The sequence below is a fragment of the Nocardia sp. NPDC050697 genome (assembly GCF_040654395.1).
Classification (GTDB): Bacteria; Actinomycetota; Actinomycetes; order Mycobacteriales; family Mycobacteriaceae; genus Nocardia.
The window spans coordinates 539,608-560,865 of sequence record NZ_JBFAHY010000002.1 but is presented as its reverse complement, the minus strand read 5'-3'; the positions used below and the strand labels follow the sequence as shown (position 1 = coordinate 560,865).

Sequence of the window (21,258 nt, the reverse complement as noted above, 5' to 3'; positions counted from 1 at the left end):
CCGATCCGGCCGGCTCGCCCCGGGTGCGATGACGAGGCAGATATCCTCGCATCTATTCACCGGCGCGCCCGTCCTGCCGGTATCCGTCCGCGACCGGAGGTTGTGCCGATGACCGACTCGAACCCGTTCGACCTGAGCGGCCACGTCGCCGTGATCACCGGCGGCAACTCCGGGATCGGGCTCGGTTTCGGCCGTGGCCTGGCCCGCGCGGGCGCGACGGTCTGCGTGATCGGCCGCAATGTCGAGCGCAACGAGGCCGCCGCGGCCGAGCTGCGCGGCTTCGGCGGCGAGGTGCTCGCGCTGGCCTGCGATGTCGGCGAGGAGCAGCAGATCGTCGACGCCATCGGCCGGGCCGCCGCCGAGCTCGGCCGCATCGACTCCTGCTTCGTGAACGCGGGCGTTCCCCAGACCACCACCCCGTTCCTGGAGACCGGCCTCGCCGACTTCCGCGCGGTGACCTCGATCAACCTGGACGCCGCCTTCGTCACGCTGCGCGAGGCCGCCAAGGTGATCGTCGCCCAGGGCGACGGCGGCAGCCTGGTCGGCACCGCCAGCCTCGCCGCGCGGCAGGGGCCCGCGCGCGGGCAGTCGTACGCCGCTTCGAAGGCGGGGCTGATCGCCATGATGAACTCGATCGCCGTCGAGCTCTCCCGGCACGGCGTGCGGGCCAACTCGGTGCTCCCCGGGTGGGTGGAGACGCCGATGACCGAGGGGATCTTCGCCTGGGACCGGTTCCGCGAGCGGGTGCAGCCGCGGGTCCCCGTCGGCCGCTGGGGCACGACCCGGGACTTCGAGTCGGTGGCGGTGTACCTGGCCAGCCCCGCGAGTGCCTTCCACACCGCCGACACGCTGCTCATCGACGGCGGATACAGCGTCTTCTGATGGCTCCGATCGGCGCGGCCATCCGGGTGTCGGGTGGGCTGATGAAGACCGGGGTGCGGGAGACGCGGGAGATCGGGGCGGAGGTGGTGCAGTTCTTCTCCGGGAATCCGCGGGGGTGGAAGGCGCCTGCGCTCGATGTCGCGGACGCGACCGCCTTCCGCGACTACTGCGGGGCGGCCGGGGTCGCGGTGTACATCCACGCGCCGTACCTGTTGAACGTCGGCTCGCCGGATCCGGCCGTGCTGGCCAATTCCGTTGCCGCGCTGGCCGAGTGTTTGCGGCGGGCGGCTCTGGTCGGGGCGCTCGGGGTGATTCTGCACGCCGGATCGTCCATCACCCCCGACTTCCGGGACGAGGCGCTGCGGCGGCTGCCCGGCGTGCTCGGGCCGCTGCTCGATGCCGCGCCGCCGGGGCCGTCGCTGCTCATCGAGCCGACCGCGGGTGGTGGGGCCGCGCTCGCCTCCGACAGCGCCAGCACCGTCGAGTACTTCGCGGCTTTGAACGACTCCCGGGTCGGCTTGTGCCTCGACACCTGCCATCTGCACGCCGCCGGTGAGGATCTCTCCACGCCGTTCCGGCTCGGGAAGGTGCTGCGCGGGTTGGCCACCGCGGTCGGGCGGCTGGATCTGGTGCACGTCAACGACAGTCAGGATCCGCGCGGGTCGAAGCGGGATCGGCACGCGTCGCTCGGGACCGGGTTCCTCGGGACGGCGCCGCTGCCCGGGTTGTTCGGGTCGCCGGTGCTGCGGAAGGTTCCGATGCTGGTGGAGACGCCGGAGGCGGGGGCAGGGGTGGCGTTGCTCAAGGAGTTGCGGGCAGGGCGCGGCGCCACGCGATGAACTCGGCCGCCGCGGTGGCCGCCTCGATTCCCATGTTGAACTCGTCCGGTTGGGAGCGTTTTTCCAGGTCGGCCAGGTCGGTGATCGGGAGCACCTCGTTGATCACCGGTGTCAGGTGGTCGCGCGACACCTCCGCGAGGCCGCGGCCGCAGGCGTCGACGACCATATCGAAGTGGTGGGTGTCGCCCTTCAGCACCGCGCCGAGACAGATCACCGCATCCAGCGTCGGGTCGCTGCGGAGGAGCAGCGTGACCGCCAGCGGCATCTCCAGTGCGCCCGGGACGATGTGCGTCGCCGGTTCCGCGCAGCCCGCCGCACGCAAGGTCGCGCGACACGCGTCGGCCATGCGATGCACCTGCTCGCGGTACCACTTGGACTGCACCACGGCCACTCTCGCGCCGGTCACCGTGGGCAGCTCGGAGGTGTCGATGGCGATTCGCACGGCGTTACGTTATCCGCGCCAGACCTCGACACGCAGGTCACCGGGGTCGGAAGGGGCATCGGGGCGGGCAAGCACCCGAGCGCGAGCGCGACGGGCGGTGCTCACCATCGGGTGGAACCGCCGGAACACCTGAACCTCACCATCGTGGCTGCCGCGCCACGGACCGAGGTAGACGTGGTCGGAGCCGAACGCGTTACCGGTATCCAACCGGGCCACCCGCACCGCCCACGAGCGCGCTTCCGCGGGCGACGCGGGCGTCAGCACCACGGTCCCCGAGCCGCCGCGTACGACCCCTTCGTCCGGCACATAGGGGCTCGTCTCGGATGCCGGTGCCCGATCGAGTCCGTGGGTGTGCCAGCGCACGGTTCCGGCCGAATAGGTGAGCGGTAGCACCCTTTTGAGCTGCCGGTTCGCCCTGACGTCGAACGGTGTGCACCAGCCGGGTACCAGCAGAATGCGTTCGGCCGGATCGGCGTCGAAGGGGGTCGGAGTGAGGAACGGGCGATCGATCAGCACCACCGTGCCGGGTCTGGCCTGGTACGCCAGCCCCCACAGCAACCGGGCCAGCAGCCGGGCCCCGTGCTGATCGGACAGCACGTGCCACGTCTCGTGGAACCGGTTCGTACTGAACCGCGCCCTGGCACCGGGTCGCGGCGTGATCACCGTTAGCGCGGCACCGCCCACCCGCACCGCGTGGCGGTGCAGTTTCAGGCCGTCGCCGACGGCTCGGGCCGTGCCCGGACGCTGCTGCTTCATCGCGATCAGGAAGCCATACGGCGTGCTCACCCGACAACCGATTTTCGCGATCAGCGGCGGCGGGCGCGCTCGACCGCATCCGCGAAATCCGGATGCGCCGAGACGATCAGCTGATCGGCCTTCTCGTTCATCCACACATCCGCGAAGTACCCGGATCGGCCCCACCACAGCACCGCCGCCATCAGGGCGAGCGGCATGCAGCCGGGGATCACCGCGAACCCGAGTGGCACAAAGAACTGGTCGAGCTCGAAATGCACCGCTACCACGATTGCCGCGACCGTCAGCGGCACCAGTACCAGTGCCAGCAGCGCGCCCCAGCGGAACTTCCTGATCTCGGCCAGGCAGAACGCACATGCCGGGCACTCGAACCGCACCCGCGCCTCAGTCGGCGTTCCCGCCGGTCGCCGACCGAACGGCGACGCGTCCACCATGGTCTGCAGCATCCTCCGCACGGTCGGCAGCTCGGAGAGCGGACCGCTGGAATCCACGTGAAAAGCGCGTCTCTCGACCGCGGGCAGGCCGTGCTCGCTGCACAGCTCCGGCAGTGGTTCGGTCAGGATCAGTTCCATCGGCGCCGCCGACAGGATCGGAACCCAGTCGGGATTCACCTCGGTGTCGAAGACGACCCGCCTGCGCGAGGTGGTCACTCCAGCCAGCCCCGCTGCTGTCGGGCGCGAAAGTAGGCGTCGTCCTCGTCGTCCTCGTCCGGGGTGACCACACGCTCCCGATCGGGTTTGCGCGTACCGGGTACAACGAAGCCGGTGCCGGATGATGCCGCGCGTTCGGGCAGTGCCGGTGGCTGCGGCGCGCGCGGCTCCGACCGCAGCCGCGCCGCCTCGGCCGCACCCTGCTCGGCCAGCCGCTGCCGCTCCGCCGCCGGCATCTCCGCGAAACGCTGCATCGCGGCGGGTAGCGTCCGATCGAGGACCTGCTCGAACGCCGCGTTCCGCAGCAGGGCGCGAGCGCTCGCCTTTCCGTCGAGAACCTCCCGCAGCTGGTTCTTCAGCCGCGCGTCGGGCGTGTTCTCCATGAGCACCCGCAGCGCCCTGGACAGCTGCCTCGACGACCCCTTATCACCGCGCGCGAGGTCATGGATGGGCTCGTTCATCACGCGCCGGGGTGGTCGTAGCCGGAGCCGGGCATGGTCGGCAGGTCGGCGGACTCGACGACGGCGTACACCCCGAATCCGGTACCGGCGATGGCCTCGAGCGCGGCATAGCCACCGTTGAAGGTCTGTACCAGCTTGTTCCACTCGTTGATGACCTTCACCGTGGTCGCGGTAGCCGCGGCGACCAAGGCCGCTGTCGCGACGAGCCCGACGCCGGTGAGCCCGGCCGCCTGGGCAGCGGCCCACTCGATCACGGCGATAGCGGCCCAATCGAAGACGGCCTGCAGTGCATTCGCCATGGCCGTCGACAGGTGGTACGCCGACGAGGCGAAATGATCGATCTCGGCTGCCATCTCGCGCAGCGGATCGACCTGGGCGGCGATGGCGGCCGCGAAGCCCGAGAAATAGGTCTCGGCGCTCGCCGCCGCGTTCCCGTCCCACGTCGCGTCGACGTTCTTCGCGGCCCCCTCGACCGATTCGGCAAACCTCGCGCTGTCGGCGGCCAGGTTCTCTACCGCCTTGCCCGCCTTCTGCAGCGCCTCCCAATCGCCGGAGACCTTGGTGACGAACCACTTCAGCGGATCGGTCCCGATGACGTTCTCGCACCACTTTCCCACCCAGTAACCCGGGGAGATGGCATTCGAGGTGATGAGGAACTCGAAGCTGTCGCCGAGTGGATCGGTGGGCGACGGCTCGGTCAGGAACTCCGACGGTGTCCCGGTCATCAGTTGCCTCCGACCGGGTAGGCGCGATCCAGCTCGGCAGCCTGCGTGAGTTCGGTGGTGCGGTACATCTGCGCCACCTTCGCCAGCTCGGTGGCCGCGGCTTCGGTCCGCGCGCCCAACGTTGCGTAGCTCTCCCGCAGCTTGTCGTGAGCCTCGGCGACAGCGCTCAGCCCGGTGCGGATGAGCCCGCCGTCGCCCCAGACCGTGTTGTCCAGCACCAGCCAGTTCTCGAGGTACCGGGCCACCTCCGCATTGCCATCGGCAAGAACCCGCAGCTTCGCGGCGAAGGCCGCCACCTCGTCCGGCTGTACCCGCAGCGGCTCCGACATCTTTCCCCCTTCGACGCGCCCCCTCGGCAATCCGCACTGTGGCACGGACTGCGCGCCCTGCGCAACCAAAGATTTGCGTCGCCTGGTGCCCGATCTGCTACGCTGGCGGTCGCGCTCCAGCGCATGCCGATGTAGTTCAATGGTAGAACTTCTGCTTCCCAAGCAGATGGCGCGGGTTCGATTCCCGTCATCGGCTCCACCACGAAGGCCAGGGTATATGCCCTGGCCTTCGTGCTTTCCGCTAGTAGCGAGCGCGCGCCGATGGGCGGCCAGGTGCGGCGCGGCCGAGAACCGTCAGGCCGAGGCGGCGGAGTTCGGCCACCGCGACCTCCGGCCGGTCGCGGACCGCGGCTGCGGTCCGGCGGCGGCGCCACTCCTCGCGGCCGTGCGCGACCTTCGATTCCCAGCCTTCGCGGGAAGCAACGCGGCAGTCGCGGATCAAGAACTCGATGAAGTCCTCTACACACGGGCGGAAGCGGTCGCCGCCGGTCGGGATATGGATGGATTGGATCTCGGCCGGAGTCGGGTGACCCGTCCGGGCGAGGAAGTGGGTGAACAGGCCGCTTTCGGCGTGCACGTGGGTGTGCGAACAGGGGACCGTGGGGGCGTCCCGCACGTACTCGAGACGGGTGATCGGCTTCTTCCCTCGCACGTCCAGCAACTGGAAGCTGGATTTGTGCACGGCAAGATATCGCTTCTCCCGGTCGAGGGTGATCTCGAAGTTCAGCCTGACCCTGCCGATCGCGGGATCGCCGGCCTGCGCGTGCAGCGTCTGTTCGTAGCTGAAGGCGAACCGGCCACCCCGCGGTGACACCTCGACAACCAGTTGCTCCGCCGTCGGCTCGCCCTCCAGGCACATCAGTACCCGGGTGGAGACGTCGAGAGCGAAGTTCCTGACCTGATCCTCGAAGCCGGTCGGGGCGCTCACTCCTCGCCGAGCAGGAAGTCGATCGACTTGAGCTCGGTCCAGGCGGCGAGCTCCTCCGGGATGAGCATGTACTGCGCCGCGAGGTCGGTGATCTCCGGCAGGGTGAGGCCGACGCGGGCCAGGACGGCGGCCCGGCGGCGGTGGAGTTCCTCGGTGGTGGCGTGTTCGATGGTGACGGTCAGGAGTGATCCCCCTTCACTGCTGACGGCTTCTCGGCCTCCGATTATGCCCGAGCCGCGAGGCGGACCAGGGGATACTGGCGGTCCGACTTCTTCTGGTACTTCGCGTACCGCGGCTGCGCCTCGACGATCCGCGCCCACGCCTGCTCCCGATCGGCACCGTCGAGCCGGGTGGCGGTGACGGGGGTGGCGGGTGAGCCGTGCAGCTCGACGGCGACCTGTGAAGGGTTCGCGCGCAGGTTGGCGTACCAATCGGGGTTGCGGTCGCCGCCGCCGGAGGCGATGACGAGCCGATCGGAACCGTCGGCGAACCAGCTGAGCGGGGTCTCCCGCGGGGCACCGGACTTGCGGCCGACGGTGTGCAGGATCAGCACCTCCATCCCCATCATCGACCCGCCCTTGCGGCGGATGCGGGTGGCGGTGCGGGCGTTCATCTTGCGCTGGAACCAGAGGGAGAGGGACATGGTCAGCCCTTCTGGTTGATGCGGACGAGGTTGCCGGCGGGGTCGCGGAAGGCGCAGTCGCGGACGCCCCACGGCTGGTCGGTGGGCTCCTGGACGACGTCGGCCCCCGCGGCCTGAACGCGGTCGAAGACGGCGGCGAGGTCGGGGGTGGCGAGGTGGATGCGGGCGTAGCTGCCCTTCTCCATCATGGCGGTGATGGTGCTGCGCTCGGCGGCGGCGAGGTCGGGGTCGCCGTCGACGGGGTACAGGACGATGGAGGTGGCGCCGGGCGGGGCGACGGTGATCCAGCGCATGGCGCCGGAGCCGACGTCGTTGCGGACCTCGAAGCCGAGTGCGTCGCGGTAGAAGGTGAGCGAGGCGTCGGGGTCGGTGTGCGGGAGGAAGGTCTGGTCGATGCTGAGTTCCATGCGAACAACGCTAGGAGCGCGGCCCCCACCTGCGCTTCTCGATTCCTGATCGGTTCCGGCAGGCTCGAGATTCGTGTGAAAACCGTTCGACCGCTTACTATTCCGCCCATGAGGAAAATCGCGATGCTGGTGGGGACGGCCGCGGCCGCGGCGCTGACCGTGGCGGGGGCCGGGAACGCCGCGGCGGACCCGGTGATCGACGCCTACGTGCAGGCGGCAACGGCGGCCTGCGAGGAGCAGGGCTACACCTACGACGCGCAGCAGGCGGCGGCCGGGTACCGGCCCGCCACCGTGCAGTGCGTCAACCGGAAGGCGCTGGCGCTCGTGTTCGTCCCGATCGCCGACGGCACCCCGTGCACCGTCCTCGACGGCATCAACCCGCGTGAGGGCCTCGCCACCGGGGGCGTGTGCCGCTAACCGGCGAGCAGCCGCCGGAACTTGCTGCCCTGGAAGACCAGGGGCTCGATATCGGCGCGGGTGGCGATGCGGTGGATCCGCAGGATGACCACGCTGTGGTCGCCCGCGGGCACCTCGGCCTCCGGCACCCCTTCGATCCAGGCCGAGGCACCGTCGATGAACACCGACTCGCCGGTGCCCCGATGCAGCTCGGAGCCGTGGAACCGGTCGCCGTCGCGCGTCCCGAGGGCGCGCGCGGCCGCCTGCTGGTCGGTGCCGAGCAGGCTCAGCCCGAGGTGCCCGGCCTTGGCCAGCAGCGGCCAGGTGGAGCTGGAGTTCTGCACGCAGAAGGAGACCAGCGGCGGGTCCAGCGAGACCGGGACGAAGGTGCTCACGGCGAGGCCGTACGGCGTGCCGTCGATCTCGGCGGCCACCGCGACCACCCCGCTGGGGAAGTTCGAGAAAGCGCGGCGCAGGCCGGAGCCGTCGGCGGGGAATTCGAAGAGGTCATGCATGATTCGTCACTCCCGTACCAAGGATGAGCGCGTCGACCACCGGCCGCCAGCGCTCGGTATACGCGGTCAGGACTCCGTCCTCGGCGAAGGTGCGGTCGGCGAGGTAGAGCCCGGGTAGCGCGGTGGTCGCGCCGATCTCGGTCAGGACCGGCTTGAGCAGCAGGTCGGGGGCGAGCGCGTGGGCGGGCCCGGCGCCGAGCATGAGGGGGACCGCGACCACCCCGGCCAGGCCGGTGCCGCCGTCGAACTGCTCCAGGAAGAGCTTGAGCAGCCCGGTGTAGGTGGCCTTGAAGGTCGGGCTGGCGAAGATCACCAGGTCGGAGGCGGCTACCCGCTCCTTGGCGGCGGTGACCGCGGGATCGCCCCAGCCGAGCAACCCCGCGCCGAACTCGACCAGGTCGACCACGGCGGGCTCCGCGCCCGGCCGCAGCCCCTCGGCCAGCAGGGTCGCGGCGGTCAGGGTGCGCGAGGCCGGCTTGGGGTTGCCGGCCACGACGGTGACTGTCATGTCCTCTCCTTCCGCACGTTCAGATGACGCCGTGCAGCGGTGGCGGCGTGCCCTGCAGCAGGGCACGGCCGATGTGCTGATACTTCCACCGCACGGGGTCGTGCAGGGTGTGCGTGCGCGCATTGCGCCAGAAGTGGTCGAGGTCGGTGCCGACGCCCGCGCTGCGGGTGCCGCCCACCTCGAAGACGGCGGCGGCGACCTCGTTGGCGGCGCGATCCGTGAGCACCTTGGCGGCGGCGACGGCCAGCGAGGCGTGCCCGGACGCCTCGGCGTCGGTGCTGCCGGGCGCGGGGGTGTGGCCGGTGGCCCGGTCCACGGCGGCGCCGGCGGCGGCCAGCGCCGACTCGGCGGCGACCACCTCGACGCCGAGCTCGCCGAAGCGCTGGATGAGCAGCGGGTCGTCGGCGGCCTTCGCCACCCCGGCCTCGAACCACGGGCGGCTGGCGGTGCGGACGAAGCGGGCCGCGGCCTCCAGCGAGCCGCGCGCGATACCCGCGTCGATGGCGGCGTGCAGCAGCTGGGCGAAGGCGCCGTAGCCGGTGGGGGCATTGACCGCGTCGGCCCGCGCGACCACCTGGTCGACGCCCACCGCGACGCCGTCGAACTCGACGGTGCCGCTGCCGGTGGTGCGCTGGCCGAGCGCGTCCCAGTCGTCCAGGATGTGCACGCCTGGGGTATTCGCGGGCAGGAGGGCGACGTACTCGCCGTCCGGCAGCCCGGTGCTGCCCGCCGGGTCGTCGAGCCGGGTGAGCACGGCGAGGATGTCGGCGAAGAGCGAGCCGGTGCAGTAGAACTTGGTGCCGTCCACCCGGAAGCCGCCCGGCGCGGGGCGCAGCGTCGTACAGATCCGCGCGCTGGTGCTGCTGCTCCGCTCGGCCTGCGCATTGGCGAGCTTGGCGCCCTCCAGCACCGCGCCCAGGTAGCGGATGCGCTGCTGCGGGGAGCCGGCCAGCTTGAGCAGGTTCACGTAGACGAAGTGGCTGTGCGGGATCTGCGCGATATTCGGGTCCGCGGTGGCGAGCACCCGCACCACCTCGGCGACCGCGCTCGGCGGCAGGTCGGCGCCGCCCAGCTCGGCGGGGACGGTGACGGCGAGCAGCCCGCTGGCCGCCAGCCGATCGATCTCGGCGTGCGGCAGGGTGCGCTCCCGGTCGCGGCCCGCCGCTCCGGGCCCGAACTCCGCCGCCAGCTCGGCGGCGACCGCGAACGCCCACTCCGCCGAGCCGATCCGATCGGCGGCGACCGCGGTCATCAGCTCACCGCCACCGGCTGCTCGGCGGCCTCCAGCTCGCGCACCAGCGGAAGCACCTTCGCGCCGAAGTACTCGATCTCCTCCTGGAAGTGCAGGAACCCGCCGAGGATCAGGTCGACGCCGAGCTTCTTGTAGGCGACGATGCGCTCCGCGACCTGCTCCGGCGTGCCGATGAGCTGGGTGCGGAAGCCGTCGTTGTACTGGACCAGGTCCTCGAAGGTGGAGTCGGCCCACATGCCCTTGCGGTCGCCGGTCGAGGCGCCCGCCTGCTGCACGGCGTCGCGGAAGCCATCGACGGCGGGCTTGTTCGCCTTGGCGATGATCTCGCGCAGCGTCTCGCGGGCCTCCTTCTCGGTGTCGCGGGCGATGATGAAGCCGTTGAGGCCGAAGTTCACCTCGCGGTCGCGCTCGCGGGCGTGCCCGCGCACATCGGTGAGCTGCTCGGTGACGCCGTCGAAGTCCTTGCCGTTGGAGAAGTACCAGTCGGCGTAGTAGCCGCCGTTGCGGCGGGCCGCGCTGGAGTTGCCGCCCTGGAAGAGCTCCGGGTTCGGGCGCTCGGGGGTGTTCAGCGGCTTGGGCTTGAGGGTGAAATCGCGGATGCGGTAGAAGTCGCCGCCGTAGTTCACCTCGTCCTCGGTCCAGATCTTGCGGATCACCTCGAGGAACTCGCCGCTGCGGCGGTACCGCTCGTCGTGCTCCAGCCACGGCTCGCCGAGCGCCTTGAACTCGCCGGCGAACCAGCCGGAGACCACATTGATGGCGAAGCGGCCGTTGGAGAGGTGGTCGGCGGTGGCGCCGAACTTGGCCAGCACCGCCGGGTGCCAGAGCCCCGGGTGCACCGCGGCGATCACCTTGAGCCGCTCGGTGGCGCCGAGCAGCGCCAGGCTGAACGAGGTGGATTCGTGCTGGAACTCGGCGCCGTAGGAGGCGGTGTAGCGCACCTGGGAGAGGGCGTAGTCGAAGCCGTTGTTCTCGGCGGTCTGCGCGAGCTTCTTGTTGTACTCGAAATCCCAGCTGGTGCGCTGTTCGATATCGCTGGTGACCAGCCCCCCGCTGACATTGGGCACCCAGTAGGCGAACCGGATCTGTTCGGCGATCTTCTCGGTGGTCATATGTGTGCTCCTCGCGTCGGCCGTGCCCGGCCGGGGTCGTCCTCCATGTCAGCACCGGCGACCGGATCGGCCGAGGTTTTGAATCCCCGCGATCCGATCGCCGGTGGGTCGTACCGTCAGGCCGGGACGGTGTCGGCCTGGTACTCCGAGCGCGCGAAGCGGCCCGCGGGGGCGAACTTCGCGAGCAGTTCGCCCGCGTCCTCCCCGGTGATCCTGGAGATATAGGCGACGGCATCGTCGGCGGACTCGATCTCGGCGAACGGCTGCGGCCGGTGCAGCAGCCCGACCAGCGCCGAGGCGAACTTCGGGTGCACCGCGGCGGCGGCGAAGAAGGCATTGCCGATCTCGCCGAACTCCGGGTCGCTGAGGAAGAGCCGGGTCACCTTGGCGGCGGCCTCGGCGCGGTAGGCCAGGAACTCCGCGTACCGCGCGCCCAGCCAGGCGGCGTCGAACGGCCCGTCGTGCACGGCGGCCGCGGCGACCAGCCGCTGCGCCTGCACCAGCCCGCCCTGCGCGCCCTGCCCGGCCACCGGGTCGTGCGCCACCGCGGTGTCGCCGAGCGCGCCGACGGCGTGGCCGCTCGCGGTGTACCCGACACCCTCGCGCACCACCGGGCGGACCGCGCCCTTCAGCCAGGAGTGCGGGTCCTCGGAGAGGTGCCGGGTGGCGAGCACCTCGGGCAGGTCCCACTCGAGGTAGTCGCGGTAGAGCTGCTGCACGATCTGGTGCCCGGACTCGGCGGAGTCGGCGGCGGCGAAGCGCTGCTCCCAGTCGCTGCCCGGCCGCGCCCAGCCGATGAAGGCCCAGGTCCAGCCGACGTCCTTGTGCAGGTACGGCCCCCACCAGGCCTCGCCCTGGTCGGCGACGATGGAGAACAGGCTGTGCGCGCCGCCGGCCGGGCTGCGGTGCGCGAAGACGTCGCGCCCGGCGCCGAGCCCGCCGACGGTGAGCGCGAGCAGCCTGCGCTGCGGCTCGTCGTAGACGGTGCGGGCGCTGTCCACCGGGAAGAGGTCGACGAGCCCGGCCTTGCCGGTGGCGACCAGGGTGAGGTCGTGCTTCGCCGCGATGCCGTCCAGCGTCTCCGGGGTCACCGCCTCGACCACGAAGGTGCCACCCCTGCGCCGGAATTCGGTGAGCCGCTCGTCGGCCTTGAGCCGGGTGTCCACCGCCACGCCGACGTAGCCGTCGAAGGTGCCGTCGAAGGCGATGAGCTCGGGGCGCTCCGGGCCGGGGCCGGCGATGCGCACGCTGAGCCCGGTGTGCCGGGGCGCGCGGCCGGTGTAGCTGTCCAGCCCGAGCGCGGATTCGGCCTGCTGCACCTCGCCGAACTCCAGCGCGGTGCCGGTGGCCGGGACGTCGTCGCGCAGCGCGCGCTGATCCCGGTCGCTGTAGAGAGTCACGTCGAACCCGGCGTCGAGCAGGCCGAGTGCCGCCGTGACACCGGTCTGCCCGGCGCCGACGATCGCCGCGCTGCGGGTGTTGGAGGTAGTCGATGTCATACCCGAATGGTGCGGGCGCCGCGGACGGCACTGGAGTATTGCGATCAGAGAGAATGGATTCCGGCTATTGCCCGGCGGTAGCTTTACCATCGGCGGTATGTCGTTCGAAATCACCGAACTCCGCGGCGACCGGGCCGAACAGTACCGTCAGCTGCGGGAACAGGCGGAATCGCTGCTCGCCGGGGAAACCGACCGGGTGGCCAATTCCGCGAATCTCGCGGCCTTGATATTCCACGCCCTTCCGGATTTGAATTGGGCGGGTTTCTATTTCACCCGGGGCGGAGAATTGGTCGTCGGACCATTTCAGGGGAAGCCAGCGTGCGTGCGGATCGCGTGGGGTCGCGGGGTCTGCGGGACCGCGGCGGCGACCGGGGAGACGCAGGTGGTGCCGGATGTGCACGCCTTCCCCGGGCACATCGCCTGCGACGCCGACAGCCGCTCCGAGATCGTGATCCCGCTGCGCCGCGGGGGCGCGGTGATCGGCGTGCTGGATCTGGACAGCCCGAAGCCCGGCCGGTTCGACGAGGTCGATCGGGCCGGGCTGGAGGGGCTGGCGGCGGTCTTCGTCGCCGCGCTCAGCGACTGAGCGTGCCCTGGCGGACCTCGGCGTCGGGCAGGGCGGTCGAATTCGGGCCGCCGAGGCGGTAGCTCGCGCCGCGGTGCTCGTCCGGCAGCCGATCGCCCCTGCCGAACAGCGCGTTCCGCAGCGTCCCCGGCACGTATTCGTCGGGGTACGCGCCGCGGGCGACCAGCTCGGGCACCACGTGCTCGATGATGTCGGCGAAGGTGCCCGGCGTGACGGCGTACGCGAGGTTGAAGCCGTCCAGGTCGGTCTCCTCGACCCACTCCTGCAGCCGGTCCGCCACGGTGCCGCCGCTGCCGACGAAGACCGGGCCCATGCCGCCGATCCCGGCCCAGCGGCCGATATCCCGGACGGTCCACTCCCGGCCGTCGTCGTCGAACTCCTGGAAGGCGGCGACGGCCGAGCGGATGGCATTGCTCTGCACGTCGCCGATGGGGTCGTCCAGGTCGTAGCGGGAGAGGTCGATCCCCATCCAGCCGGACATGAAGACCAGCCCGCCCTCGATGCTCGCGTAGGAGAGGTACTCCTCGTGCTTGGCCCGCGCCGCCTCGTCGGTGGCGGCGGTGACGATGGTGGCCAGTGCGTAGATCCGGGCCGCGTGGCGATCCCGGCCCGCCGCCTCGAGTGCGTCCCTGATATTCGAGACCACCTGGGTGAGCACCCGTTTCGAGGGCGCGGCGACGAAGATGGCCTCCGCGTTCTCGGCGGCGAAGCGGGTGCCGCGCGGGGAGGCGCCCGCCTGGTAGATCACCGGGGTGCGCTGCGGGGACGGCTCGGAGAGGTGGATGCCGGGCACGGTGAAGTGCCTGCCGCGGTGGCCGATGTGGTGCACCTTGGCCGGGTCGACGTAGATGCCGCGCTCGGCGTCGCGCAGCACGGCGCCGTCCTCCCAGGAGCCCTCCCAGAGTTTGTAGAGCACCTCCAGGTACTCGTCCGCCTGGTCGTAGCGCTCGTCGTGGTCGAGCTGGTCGTCGGCGCCCAGATTGCGCGCCGCCGACGGCAGGTACCCGGTGACGACATTCCAGCCGATCCGGCCGTTGGTCAGGTGGTCCAGGGTGGAGAGTCTGCGGGCGAAGGGGAAGGGGTGCTCGAAGCCGGTGCCGGTGGTGATGCCGAAGCCGAGGTGCTCTGTCACCGCCGCCATCGCCGTGACCAGCAGCAGCGGATCGGCCACCGGCACCTGGGCGCCCTGGCGCAGGGCAGCTACGTCGTCCCCGCCGTACACGTCGTAGATGCCGAGCACATCGGCGATGAAGAGGCCGTCGAAGCGCCCGCGTTCCAGCAGCCGCGCCAGCTCGGTCCAGTAGGACAGCTCCTTGTACCGGTGCGACTGGTCGTCCGGGTGCCGCCACAGCCCGGGGGACTGGTGCGCCACGCAGTTCATGTCGAAGGCGTTGAAGCGGATGCGCCTGGTCATGACGGCTTCCGCTCGCCCGCGCTCCAGGCGAAGGGCAGCTCGGCGCCGTTCAGCAGGTGGTCGCCGATGGCGCGGGCCTTCTGGATGGCCGGGTTGTGCACCGAGATGGTGCGGGCATTGCGCCAGTGCCGGTCCAGCCGGAGCTTCTCCGAGGTGATCGAGGCGCCGCCGACCTCGAAGAGCAGCGAGGTGGCGGGCAGCACGGTCTCGATGACGCCGATCTGGGCCTGGGCGGCGGCGAGCTCGACGGCCACCAGGTCGCGCTCGTCGGTGGCGCCCGCCGCGAGCGTGCGGTCGAGTTCGTCGGCGACGGCGAGCACGGTGGCGCGGGCGGTGAAGGCGGCGGCGGAGAGCTTGCCGATCACCTGCTGCACCAGCGGGTCGTGGCGCGGCAGGTCGCCGGCCGAGTGGGTGTAGCCGCGGGTGCGGCGGGCGACCCACGCGCGGGTGTCGGCCTCGGCCCGCGCGGCGATCCCGGCCAGCACCGCGAGCTGGAAGAGCTGCAGGTAGCCGGTGGAGTAGGTGGCGCCGGGGTTGCCGTAGCCGGGGCCGAGGATCCGGTCCTCCGGGACGACGACCCCGGTGAACTCGGTGGTGCCGCTGGCGGTGAGCCGCTGCCCGAAGCCGTCCCAGTCGTCGTGCTGCCGGACGCCATCGGCATCGGCGTCGACCAGGATGCCGAGCCGCTCGCCGTCCCGGTCGGCGGCGACCAGGATGTGGTCGGCGTAGAGCGAGCCGGTGCTGTAGTACTTGGTGCCGTCCAGCACCCAGTCGTCACCGCGCTTGGTGAGCCGGGTCCGGTAGCGGTCCACCGCGCCGACACCCGGCTCGGTGATGGCATTGCCGACCAGCGTGCCCGCGCCGATCTTGCGCAGCCACTCGTCCCGCACCGGCCCGGCCTCGGCGAGCAGCTGGTCCTCGACGAAGACGAAGTGCACCCGCAGCGCCTGCGGCAGGTTCGACTCCGCCGCGGCCAAGTCGATGAGCAGCCGGAACAGCTGCCGCACGCTCGCGCCGTAGCCACCGGACTCCACCGGCGCCCGCAGCGCGCCGAAGCGGGCGGCGCGCAGCTGGGCCACCTCGTCGTAGGCGAGCCTGCGGTCCACTTCGCGCTCGACCGCGCCATCGGCGATCCGCGCGAAGATCGGCTGGAAGATCCGGTCGAGTTCGGCGTCTGTCGTCTGCTGCGACTGGGTGGAGGTCATGGAGCCAACGATGACCGAGCCCGGCCGCGGCCTCACCCATTGCGTTCAGGCGGATCGGAATCCGCTTTTCAGCGCGCTCCGGCGACGCACTCGGTGCCGATCTTGCCCCGCGCCTCGCGCGACTTGGCGGCGTCGTCGGCGCTCATCCCCATGTTCTCCGGGTCGGACTGCACGGCGGCCTGGTCGTCGCTGATCAGCGTGCGCAGCCCGTCCTGCGAGATTCCGGTGTCGACGAAGACCTTGGCCGCGCAGTCGGCCAGCGCCGCATCCTTGAGCCCCTTGTCCTGCAGCGACTTCGAGAGATCGGCCGCGGTCAGCTGCGGTTCGTCCGAAGAGCCGCAGCCCGCGAGTACCGGCAGCGCGATCAAAGCCGCGACGATCAGGGTTTTCCGCACCCGAATCCTTCCCTCTGCGTATGCATCCGCTGCGGATCATGCCGCACCCGGCGGGCTCCGCACCAGCCCCAGGGGTCACCGGGTGAGCGGCCCCAGGTAGCGGGTGGCGAAGGCGCGCAGCGCGGCCTCGTCGCGCAGGTCGAACCAGCCCTCCGGGGTGAGCACGACGGACTGCGCCAGCCGCAGCGCGATCTCCGCGGCGGCGTCGGCGTCGAAGCCGGGGCGCAGCGCGCGGCACTGGGCGGCCAGGAATTCCCGGCAGGCCCGCAGGATGGGCGCGCCCTCGGTGGTGAGGTGCGGCAGGAAGGTCTCCGGCTCGCTGCGCAGCAGCCTGCCGATCAGCGGGTCGGTGCGGACCAGCAGCACCGCGCGCACGAACCCCTCGACCAGCCGCTCGCCGACGGTGGGGCGGTTCGCGACCTCGGTGGCGATCTCGGTCAGCACGTGCAGGATCCAGCGCTGCAGCGCGGCGGCGATGAGCTCGTTCTTGGTGCCGAAGCGGCGGTAGACGGTGGTGCGGTTGACCTTCGCGCGGCGCCGGATGTCCTCCACCGAGACCCGGCGCAGCCCGTAGTCGCCGAGCTCGGCCAGCGCCGCCTCCAGGATGCGCACGGTCACCGGGTCCTGCCCGGTGCCCGGCTCCTCCAGCAGCGCGGTGCTCACGCCGCCCCGCGCTCCCTGGCGATCCCGGCCAGTGCCCGCGGCTGGTAGCGCACCCGCTCCGGCAGCAGCGGCCAGATCCGGCGCACCAGCTGCACCAGCGCGGTGAAGCGCGCCCGCTCCAGCGGGCCCCACGGCAGCCCGAGCCGCTCGCGCACCGCGGGCGGCATGGTGCCCGCGGCGACCACCCGGTACTCGCGCATGAAGCGCTTGCCGAAGAGTTTCCAGAGGAGGTCGGGAATGAAGGGGATCTGCATCTCGGCGGGGTCGTCGAGCTGGGCCACCACCCAGGCCGCCGCCTCGGTGACCTCGAGCTGCTCGGCGCAGACCCGGTCGAAGTAGGCGCGGAAGCCTGCCCAGTCGGCGGGCATCGGGCGCTCGCTGACGCCGTAGAGCCGGTACCACTGCTTGCCCTCGGCGTAGAAGCGCTGCTTCTCCGCCTCGCTCAGAGGGTGGTCGAAGATGTCCGCGGTCATCATGGCGGCCCACAGGAAGGTGGCGTGCGCCCAGTGGTACACCTCGGGATCGAGCGCGTGGTAGCGCCTGCCGTTGTGGTCGACGCCCTTGATGTCGCGGTGGTAGTCGCGCACCTTCGCGGCGGTGGCCAGCGCCTCGGGGCCGTCGTAGACGACGCCCGCGATCTGCGGCACCGAGCGGAAGATGCGCTCCCACGGCTCGGTGAAGAAGTTCGAGTGCTGGGTCACCCCCGCGCCGAGCCCGGGCAGCATGAGCTGCATGATCCCGGCGGCCGGAGCCAGGAGGTAGGTGCGCCAGTCGCCGAAGTACCGCCACGTCAGCGAATCGGGGCCGAGCGGCACCGTAACCTGCTCTACGGAAGACATAGAGCAACAGTAATTGACCATTTGTTGCCCGGCAATGGGCTAGGGTTCCAGCCATGGTGAAGCTGAACCAGCACCGCACCGGCTCCGGCGAACCGCTCGTGCTCGTGCACGGCATCGGCAGCCGGTGGCAGGTGTGGGAGCCGCTCTTCGACCGGCTGGCGGGATCGTTCGAGGTCATCGCGGTGGATCTGCCCGGATTCGGCGGCAGCGCGCCGCTGCCGCACACGACCGTCGAGACGCTCACCGACGCGCTCGCCGAGTTCATCGCCGCCGAGGGGCTGGAGCGGCCGCACCTGGCCGGGAACTCCATGGGCGGGCTGATCACCCTGAAAGTCGCCGCGCGCGGCCTGGCCCGCTCGGTGACGGCCTTCTCCCCCATCGGCTTCTGGGGCACCGCGGGCCGGGTCTGGTGCCAGCAGTCGCTGGGCCGGGCGCGCGGCCTCGGCCGGGCCATCGAGCCGAAACTGCCCGCGCTGCTCGGCAACCCGGCCGGGCGCACCGCCTTCCTGGAGCTGGTCTTCGGCAAGCCGTGGCAGGTCACGCCGGAGGTCGCGCTCGCCACCGTGCAGGGCGCCATGAACGCGCCCGGCTTCCCCGAGGCGCTCGATTCGTTCCGCGACGCGCGGCTGCACGAACTCGGCGCGCTCGCCGACATCCCGGTGACGGTGGCCTGGGGCAATCGGGACATCCTGCTCACCTACGCCACCCAGAGCCGGAGGGCGCGGCGGCTGCTGCCGAACGCCAGGCACATCACCCTGCCGGGCAGCGGGCACACGCCGTTCTACGACGACCCGGCCGGGTGCGCCCGGGTCCTGCTCGACCAGCGCTGATCAGCCGCGGCGCGGGGCCAGCGACGCCGGGTCGGCGGTGCCGAGCAGCACCCGAACGGCGGTGTCCCAGCGGCGCTGGATCTTCCGGTTGCCCGCGACGTCACCGGTGAGCATGGCCCGCATGGCGAGCCCGGTGATGATCTCGATGGTGAACTCGGTGATGATCGGCACCCGGCTGTCGTCCGGGAACTCGCTGCGGAACGCCTCGCGCACCCGGCTCTGCATCTGCTCGAAGAGCCGCACCTCCAGCGGCAGGAACTCGGCGCGCAGCTCCGGATCGGTGCGCGCCGCCACCCACATCTCCAGCGCCGCCAGGAATTCCGGGCCGGAGAGCATGCGCGCGGTCATGTCGACCGCACGGGCCAGCCGGTCCTCGCCCTCGGGCAGCGCGTCGAACTCGGTCTCCAGCTGGGCGATCCGGCGCAGCGCGACGTGCTCCACCGCACCGGCGAGCAGGTCGGCCCTGGTCGGGAAGTGGTGCTGCAGGGTGCCGCGCGGCACCTCGGCCCGCTTCTGCACCTCCAGCGTCGTCGTGCCCGCGTAGCCGACCTCGACCAGGCTGGCCACGGTCGCGTCCAGCAGCCGCGCCCGCATGCGGGTGCGGCGCTGCTCCTGCGTCTCGCGGACCCGGCCCGGCACCGATCAGCGTCCCTGCCAGACCGGGTCGCGCTTCTGCGCGAAGGCGATCGCGCCCTCGGCGGCATCCTTGGAGATCAGCGCGGGCAGCGCGATCTCGCCCTGCTTGGCGAAGGCCTCGGCGCTCGACCAGTCCGGGGACTCGTCGATGATCCGCTTGCTCGCCGCCACCGAGAGCGGCGCCGCCGCCACGATCTCGGCCGCCAGCTCCAGCGCGACCTCGAGCGCGGTGCCCGGCTCGACCACCCGGTTCACCAGCCCCAGGTCGTAGAGGCGCTGCGCCGCGATCTGGCCGCCGGTGAGCGCGAGCTCGGCGACGATCGGGCGCGGCAGCCGCTGGGTCAGCCGGAGCACGCCGCCCGCCGCGGCCACCAGCCCCCGCTTGACCTCGGGAATCCCGAAGCGCGCGGTGCTGGAGGCGACGATCAGGTCACCGGCGAGCGCCAGCTCGAAACCACCGGCGAGCGCGTACCCCTCGACCGCCGAGATCATCGGCTTGCCCGGCGGCTTCGCGGTGATGCCGAGCGGGCCCCGCTTCTGGGTGATCGGCATCTCGCCCTTCGAGGCGGCGATCAGGTCCATGCCCGCGCTGAAGGTGTTCTCCGCGCCGGTGAGGACCAGCACGCGCGCGGTGTCGTCGGCCTCGAACTCGTCCACCGCGGCCTCGATGGCCCTCGCGGTCGCCAGGTCGATGGCATTGCGCGCCTTCGGGCGGTTCACGGTGAGCAGCGTGATCGAGTCCCGCTGCTCCACCAGGAGCGAATCGGTCACAGCGCAGTCCTTTCGGTGAGCGGGGCGAACCGGTCGGCGGCCGTGATCTCGACGGCCGCGCCGAGCGGGTCGCCGTCGGTGCAGGCCGCGATGGTCTCCGCGTCCGAGGCCCGCACCAGTATGCGGGCACCCGCCGGATTCAGGGCGCTGATCACCACGGCTTCCGGCTCGTCGGCGCCATCCCGGCCCTTTCGATACGCGACGGTGTACGACTCCACGGTGGCCGGGCCGGTGTAGCCGGGCGCGGTGGCCCGGCGCGCGGCGGGCACCTCCGGCTCCTCGGCCCGGAAGCGCCCGGCAGGCGGGCGGGCGGAGAGCACCGCGGCGCCGTGCTTGGTGAGGTACCAGCCGAGCGCGGTGGCCAGCCCGAAATCACCCGGGTGCGCGCGCAGCACCTGGACCAGCGCGGCCAGCGAGTGCGTCGTGTAGTTGTTGCCGGGGCCGCCGGCGAAGGTCAGCCCGCCGGTCAGGGTGAGCGGGCGGGCCGGGTCGTCCAGCGGCAGCCCGAGCGCCTCGGCCGCCACCTGCACCGCGATCGGGAAACAGGAGTACAGGTCGATGTGCGCGACCTCGTCGATGCCGACGCCCGCGGCGCGCAGCGCGGCGCCGCCGGCCGCGGCGATGGCGGGCGAGGCGGCCAGGTCGGCGCGCTCGGAGACGAACCACTCGTCGGTGGCGGTGGCGGCGCCGTGCAGGAAGACCCAGCGGTCGTGCGGCACGCCCGCCGCGTCGGCCGCGGCCGCGCTGCAGACGATCAGCCCCGCGCCCTGGTTGACCGTCAGGTTGGCGGTGAGCAGCTTCGGGTACGGCGTCGCGACCAGGCGGTTCGACGGGTCCGGGGTGATCAGCTCGGCGACGGTGCGGCGCTCCGGCTGCCAGGCGAAGGGGTTCTCGGCGGCGACCGCGGAGAAGCGGGACCAGAGCGCGCCGATCCGCTCCAGGTGCGCCTCCTCGGTCAATCCGAGGCGGGCCCGGAGCGCGGTCTCCATGAGCGCGTAGAAGTACACCGGGCCCCAGAGCCCGGCGGCGTTCTCCAGCTCCGAGTTCGGGCCGCGATCGGTGCCGACGACCTCGTCCGGCACCGCGCCCGCCGGCTCGTCCGGCCAGCTCGGGGTGATGCCGGTGCGCGCCGCGGTGATCCCGGCGGCCACCGCCTCGGCCCCGGTGAGCAGCGCGATCTCGGCCTTCCCCTCGGCGATGGCCTGCGCCACCCGGCCGAGCAGCTTGATCGGGGCGTCGCCGCCGAAGCGCACCGACTGCAGGGTGCGGGCCGGGGCGGCGCCGAGCTCGGCGGCGGCCAGCGCGCCCAGGTCCTCGTACGGCTTGCTCACCGGCGAGACCGCCGCGACCAGGTCGGCCGCGCGCAGCAGCCGGTCGCCGGTGCCGCTGTCCGCGCCGGCCCGGCGCAGCGCCTCGGCGGCGAGTTCGGCGGGGCCGGGCAGCCCCGGCTCCTTGCCGCGGTGCACCACCTGTCCGGCTCCGACCAGGACCGGGGTTCGTGGATCCACTCCGGCTGGCAGCATCGTTCCTCCGCTCGTCGCCAGTTACCGTCAACATTGACGGTAACTGGCGTGCGGC

Annotated in this window: 28 protein-coding genes and 1 tRNA gene; 6 read left to right on the top strand and 23 right to left on the bottom strand. The window is 71.7% G+C overall.

All coding sequences use genetic code 11. From position 1 onward, the window contains the following. Nucleotides 1-108: 108 nt before the first annotated feature. Together AB0H71_RS10200 and AB0H71_RS10195 are read left to right on the top strand one after the other, a co-directional pair. Nucleotides 109-882: an SDR family oxidoreductase gene (locus AB0H71_RS10200; protein ID WP_357017530.1), complete on the top strand. Its 774-nt coding sequence runs from the start codon at nt 109-111 to the stop codon at nt 880-882. Beyond that, nucleotides 882-1,721 (top strand): deoxyribonuclease IV, encoded by an 840-nt coding sequence (locus AB0H71_RS10195; protein WP_357017527.1) that lies wholly within the window; start codon nt 882-884, stop codon nt 1,719-1,721. The genes AB0H71_RS10200 and AB0H71_RS10195 overlap by 1 nt, the downstream gene beginning before the upstream one ends. On the opposite strand, the gene ribH is transcribed toward AB0H71_RS10195, so the two are convergent. The 6 genes from ribH to AB0H71_RS10165 are packed head-to-tail and all read right to left on the bottom strand — an operon-like array spanning nt 1,684 to nt 5,081. After that, nucleotides 1,684-2,163 carry a 6,7-dimethyl-8-ribityllumazine synthase gene (gene ribH, locus AB0H71_RS10190; protein ID WP_357017524.1) on the bottom strand — a complete coding sequence of 160 codons (480 nt, stop codon included), beginning with the start codon at nt 2,161-2,163 and terminating at the stop codon, nt 1,684-1,686. The two genes, AB0H71_RS10195 and ribH, sit on opposite strands and share 38 nt — an antisense overlap. Nucleotides 2,164-2,172: 9 nt before the next feature. Continuing rightward, on the bottom strand, nt 2,173-2,949 hold the full coding sequence (locus AB0H71_RS10185; protein WP_357017521.1) for a hypothetical protein: 777 nt from the start codon (nt 2,947-2,949) through the stop codon (nt 2,173-2,175). Between the two features lie 20 nt (nt 2,950-2,969). Then, on the bottom strand, nt 2,970-3,566 hold the full coding sequence (locus tag AB0H71_RS10180) for a hypothetical protein (RefSeq protein WP_357017518.1): 597 nt from the start codon (nt 3,564-3,566) through the stop codon (nt 2,970-2,972). After that, complete coding sequence (locus AB0H71_RS10175) at nt 3,563-4,027, bottom strand: hypothetical protein (protein WP_357017515.1); 465 nt, start codon at nt 4,025-4,027, stop codon at nt 3,563-3,565. The genes AB0H71_RS10180 and AB0H71_RS10175 overlap by 4 nt, the downstream gene beginning before the upstream one ends. Continuing rightward, on the bottom strand, nt 4,027-4,752 hold the full coding sequence (locus AB0H71_RS10170) for a hypothetical protein (protein ID WP_357017512.1): 726 nt from the start codon (nt 4,750-4,752) through the stop codon (nt 4,027-4,029). Before AB0H71_RS10170 ends, AB0H71_RS10175 begins: the two co-directional genes overlap by 1 nt. Further along, the gene (locus AB0H71_RS10165) at nt 4,752-5,081 is read right to left on the bottom strand and encodes a type VII secretion target (RefSeq protein ID WP_357017510.1); all 330 of its coding nucleotides are present in this window, start codon (nt 5,079-5,081) and stop codon (nt 4,752-4,754) included. The genes AB0H71_RS10170 and AB0H71_RS10165 overlap by 1 nt, the downstream gene beginning before the upstream one ends. Before the next feature lie 125 nt (nt 5,082-5,206). Between AB0H71_RS10165 and AB0H71_RS10160 the strand changes: the two genes are divergently transcribed. Beyond that, nucleotides 5,207-5,280: transfer RNA gene (locus tag AB0H71_RS10160), tRNA-Gly, on the top strand. A gap of 42 nt (nt 5,281-5,322) precedes the next feature. Here AB0H71_RS10160 and AB0H71_RS10155 read toward each other — a convergent pair. The 3 genes from AB0H71_RS10155 to AB0H71_RS10145 form a co-directional block, all read right to left on the bottom strand. After that, nucleotides 5,323-6,009 (bottom strand): hypothetical protein, encoded by a 687-nt coding sequence (locus AB0H71_RS10155; protein ID WP_357017507.1) that lies wholly within the window; start codon nt 6,007-6,009, stop codon nt 5,323-5,325. A 223-nt stretch (nt 6,010-6,232) separates the two neighbouring features. Continuing rightward, nucleotides 6,233-6,652 (bottom strand): nitroreductase family deazaflavin-dependent oxidoreductase, encoded by a 420-nt coding sequence (locus AB0H71_RS10150; protein WP_357017505.1) that lies wholly within the window; start codon nt 6,650-6,652, stop codon nt 6,233-6,235. Between the two features lie 2 nt (nt 6,653-6,654). Beyond that, nucleotides 6,655-7,059, bottom strand: coding sequence for a VOC family protein (locus tag AB0H71_RS10145; RefSeq protein ID WP_357017502.1), 405 nt, complete (start codon nt 7,057-7,059; stop codon nt 6,655-6,657). A gap of 108 nt (nt 7,060-7,167) precedes the next feature. Here AB0H71_RS10145 and AB0H71_RS10140 point away from each other — a divergent pair, with 108 nt between their 5' ends. Then, a complete protein-coding gene (locus AB0H71_RS10140; RefSeq protein WP_357017499.1) occupies nt 7,168-7,476 on the top strand; it encodes a hypothetical protein in 309 nt (102 codons plus the stop codon). Here the strand turns inward: AB0H71_RS10140 and AB0H71_RS10135 are convergent. From AB0H71_RS10135 to AB0H71_RS10110, 6 genes are all read right to left on the bottom strand, one after another. After that, nucleotides 7,473-7,970: a flavin reductase family protein gene (locus tag AB0H71_RS10135; protein ID WP_357017496.1), complete on the bottom strand. Its 498-nt coding sequence runs from the start codon at nt 7,968-7,970 to the stop codon at nt 7,473-7,475. The two genes, AB0H71_RS10140 and AB0H71_RS10135, sit on opposite strands and share 4 nt — an antisense overlap. After that, nucleotides 7,963-8,478, bottom strand: a complete 516-nt coding sequence (locus AB0H71_RS10130) for an NAD(P)H-dependent oxidoreductase (protein ID WP_357017493.1) — start codon at nt 8,476-8,478, stop codon at nt 7,963-7,965. The genes AB0H71_RS10135 and AB0H71_RS10130 overlap by 8 nt, the downstream gene beginning before the upstream one ends. Nucleotides 8,479-8,497: 19 nt before the next feature. Next, nucleotides 8,498-9,730, bottom strand: a complete 1,233-nt coding sequence (locus AB0H71_RS10125; protein ID WP_357017490.1) for an SfnB family sulfur acquisition oxidoreductase — start codon at nt 9,728-9,730, stop codon at nt 8,498-8,500. Continuing rightward, nucleotides 9,730-10,842 carry a dimethylsulfone monooxygenase SfnG gene (sfnG, locus tag AB0H71_RS10120; protein ID WP_357017488.1) on the bottom strand — a complete coding sequence of 371 codons (1,113 nt, stop codon included), beginning with the start codon at nt 10,840-10,842 and terminating at the stop codon, nt 9,730-9,732. The genes AB0H71_RS10125 and sfnG overlap by 1 nt, the downstream gene beginning before the upstream one ends. Nucleotides 10,843-10,958: 116 nt before the next feature. After that, complete coding sequence (locus tag AB0H71_RS10115) at nt 10,959-12,341, bottom strand: styrene monooxygenase/indole monooxygenase family protein (protein WP_357017486.1); 1,383 nt, start codon at nt 12,339-12,341, stop codon at nt 10,959-10,961. Between the two features lie 64 nt (nt 12,342-12,405). After that, nucleotides 12,406-12,576 carry a hypothetical protein gene (locus tag AB0H71_RS10110; protein WP_357018539.1) on the bottom strand — a complete coding sequence of 57 codons (171 nt, stop codon included), beginning with the start codon at nt 12,574-12,576 and terminating at the stop codon, nt 12,406-12,408. On the opposite strand from AB0H71_RS10110, the gene AB0H71_RS10105 reads away from it, so the two are divergent. Further along, entirely contained in the window at nt 12,538-12,927 is a 390-nt protein-coding gene (locus tag AB0H71_RS10105) for a GAF domain-containing protein (RefSeq protein WP_357018479.1), read from the top strand. The two genes, AB0H71_RS10110 and AB0H71_RS10105, sit on opposite strands and share 39 nt — an antisense overlap. On the opposite strand, the gene AB0H71_RS10100 is transcribed toward AB0H71_RS10105, so the two are convergent. The 5 genes from AB0H71_RS10100 to AB0H71_RS10080 all read right to left on the bottom strand — a co-directional run bounded on the left by AB0H71_RS10100 (nt 12,917) and on the right by AB0H71_RS10080 (nt 17,443). Beyond that, on the bottom strand, nt 12,917-14,341 hold the full coding sequence (locus tag AB0H71_RS10100) for an LLM class flavin-dependent oxidoreductase (RefSeq protein ID WP_357017483.1): 1,425 nt from the start codon (nt 14,339-14,341) through the stop codon (nt 12,917-12,919). The genes AB0H71_RS10105 and AB0H71_RS10100 overlap by 11 nt on opposite strands. Next, nucleotides 14,338-15,546: an acyl-CoA dehydrogenase family protein gene (locus AB0H71_RS10095; protein ID WP_357017481.1), complete on the bottom strand. Its 1,209-nt coding sequence runs from the start codon at nt 15,544-15,546 to the stop codon at nt 14,338-14,340. Before AB0H71_RS10095 ends, AB0H71_RS10100 begins: the two co-directional genes overlap by 4 nt. A gap of 68 nt (nt 15,547-15,614) precedes the next feature. Continuing rightward, complete coding sequence (locus AB0H71_RS10090; protein ID WP_357017478.1) at nt 15,615-15,941, bottom strand: hypothetical protein; 327 nt, start codon at nt 15,939-15,941, stop codon at nt 15,615-15,617. Between the two features lie 75 nt (nt 15,942-16,016). After that, entirely contained in the window at nt 16,017-16,604 is a 588-nt protein-coding gene (locus tag AB0H71_RS10085) for a TetR family transcriptional regulator (RefSeq protein ID WP_357017476.1), read from the bottom strand. Continuing rightward, a complete protein-coding gene (locus tag AB0H71_RS10080; protein WP_357017473.1) occupies nt 16,601-17,443 on the bottom strand; it encodes an oxygenase MpaB family protein in 843 nt (280 codons plus the stop codon). The genes AB0H71_RS10085 and AB0H71_RS10080 overlap by 4 nt, the downstream gene beginning before the upstream one ends. A 53-nt stretch (nt 17,444-17,496) precedes the next feature. Here AB0H71_RS10080 and AB0H71_RS10075 point away from each other — a divergent pair, with 53 nt between their 5' ends. Beyond that, complete coding sequence (locus AB0H71_RS10075) at nt 17,497-18,273, top strand: alpha/beta hydrolase (protein WP_357017471.1); 777 nt, start codon at nt 17,497-17,499, stop codon at nt 18,271-18,273. On the opposite strand, the gene AB0H71_RS10070 is transcribed toward AB0H71_RS10075, so the two are convergent. The 3 genes from AB0H71_RS10070 to AB0H71_RS10060 are packed head-to-tail and all read right to left on the bottom strand — an operon-like array spanning nt 18,274 to nt 21,203. Then, the gene (locus AB0H71_RS10070) at nt 18,274-18,912 is read right to left on the bottom strand and encodes a TetR/AcrR family transcriptional regulator (RefSeq protein WP_357017468.1); all 639 of its coding nucleotides are present in this window, start codon (nt 18,910-18,912) and stop codon (nt 18,274-18,276) included. It lies immediately after the preceding gene. Between the two features lie 3 nt (nt 18,913-18,915). Beyond that, nucleotides 18,916-19,680, bottom strand: coding sequence for a crotonase/enoyl-CoA hydratase family protein (locus tag AB0H71_RS10065; protein WP_357017465.1), 765 nt, complete (start codon nt 19,678-19,680; stop codon nt 18,916-18,918). Further along, entirely contained in the window at nt 19,677-21,203 is a 1,527-nt protein-coding gene (locus AB0H71_RS10060; protein WP_357017462.1) for an acetyl-CoA acetyltransferase, read from the bottom strand. Before AB0H71_RS10060 ends, AB0H71_RS10065 begins: the two co-directional genes overlap by 4 nt. Between the last annotated feature and the right edge of the window lie 55 nt (nt 21,204-21,258).

Coding starts and splice junctions, on each gene's coding strand:
- AB0H71_RS10200 (WP_357017530.1), top strand. CDS start 109: ATGACCGACTCGAACCCGTTCGACCTGAGCGGCCACGTCGCCGTGATC.
- AB0H71_RS10195 (WP_357017527.1), top strand. CDS start 882: ATGGCTCCGATCGGCGCGGCCATCCGGGTGTCGGGTGGGCTGATGAAG.
- AB0H71_RS10175 (WP_357017515.1), bottom strand. CDS start 4,027: ATGAACGAGCCCATCCATGACCTCGCGCGCGGTGATAAGGGGTCGTCG.
- AB0H71_RS10170 (WP_357017512.1), bottom strand. CDS start 4,752: ATGACCGGGACACCGTCGGAGTTCCTGACCGAGCCGTCGCCCACCGAT.
- AB0H71_RS10165 (WP_357017510.1), bottom strand. CDS start 5,081: ATGTCGGAGCCGCTGCGGGTACAGCCGGACGAGGTGGCGGCCTTCGCC.
- AB0H71_RS10150 (WP_357017505.1), bottom strand. CDS start 6,652: ATGTCCCTCTCCCTCTGGTTCCAGCGCAAGATGAACGCCCGCACCGCC.
- AB0H71_RS10145 (WP_357017502.1), bottom strand. CDS start 7,059: ATGGAACTCAGCATCGACCAGACCTTCCTCCCGCACACCGACCCCGAC.
- AB0H71_RS10140 (WP_357017499.1), top strand. CDS start 7,168: ATGAGGAAAATCGCGATGCTGGTGGGGACGGCCGCGGCCGCGGCGCTG.
- AB0H71_RS10135 (WP_357017496.1), bottom strand. CDS start 7,970: ATGCATGACCTCTTCGAATTCCCCGCCGACGGCTCCGGCCTGCGCCGC.
- AB0H71_RS10130 (WP_357017493.1), bottom strand. CDS start 8,478: ATGACAGTCACCGTCGTGGCCGGCAACCCCAAGCCGGCCTCGCGCACC.
- AB0H71_RS10125 (WP_357017490.1), bottom strand. CDS start 9,730: ATGACCGCGGTCGCCGCCGATCGGATCGGCTCGGCGGAGTGGGCGTTC.
- sfnG (WP_357017488.1), bottom strand. CDS start 10,842: ATGACCACCGAGAAGATCGCCGAACAGATCCGGTTCGCCTACTGGGTG.
- AB0H71_RS10115 (WP_357017486.1), bottom strand. CDS start 12,341: ATGACATCGACTACCTCCAACACCCGCAGCGCGGCGATCGTCGGCGCC.
- AB0H71_RS10100 (WP_357017483.1), bottom strand. CDS start 14,341: ATGACCAGGCGCATCCGCTTCAACGCCTTCGACATGAACTGCGTGGCG.
- AB0H71_RS10095 (WP_357017481.1), bottom strand. CDS start 15,546: ATGACCTCCACCCAGTCGCAGCAGACGACAGACGCCGAACTCGACCGG.
- AB0H71_RS10080 (WP_357017473.1), bottom strand. CDS start 17,443: ATGTCTTCCGTAGAGCAGGTTACGGTGCCGCTCGGCCCCGATTCGCTG.
- AB0H71_RS10075 (WP_357017471.1), top strand. CDS start 17,497: ATGGTGAAGCTGAACCAGCACCGCACCGGCTCCGGCGAACCGCTCGTG.
- AB0H71_RS10060 (WP_357017462.1), bottom strand. CDS start 21,203: ATGCTGCCAGCCGGAGTGGATCCACGAACCCCGGTCCTGGTCGGAGCC.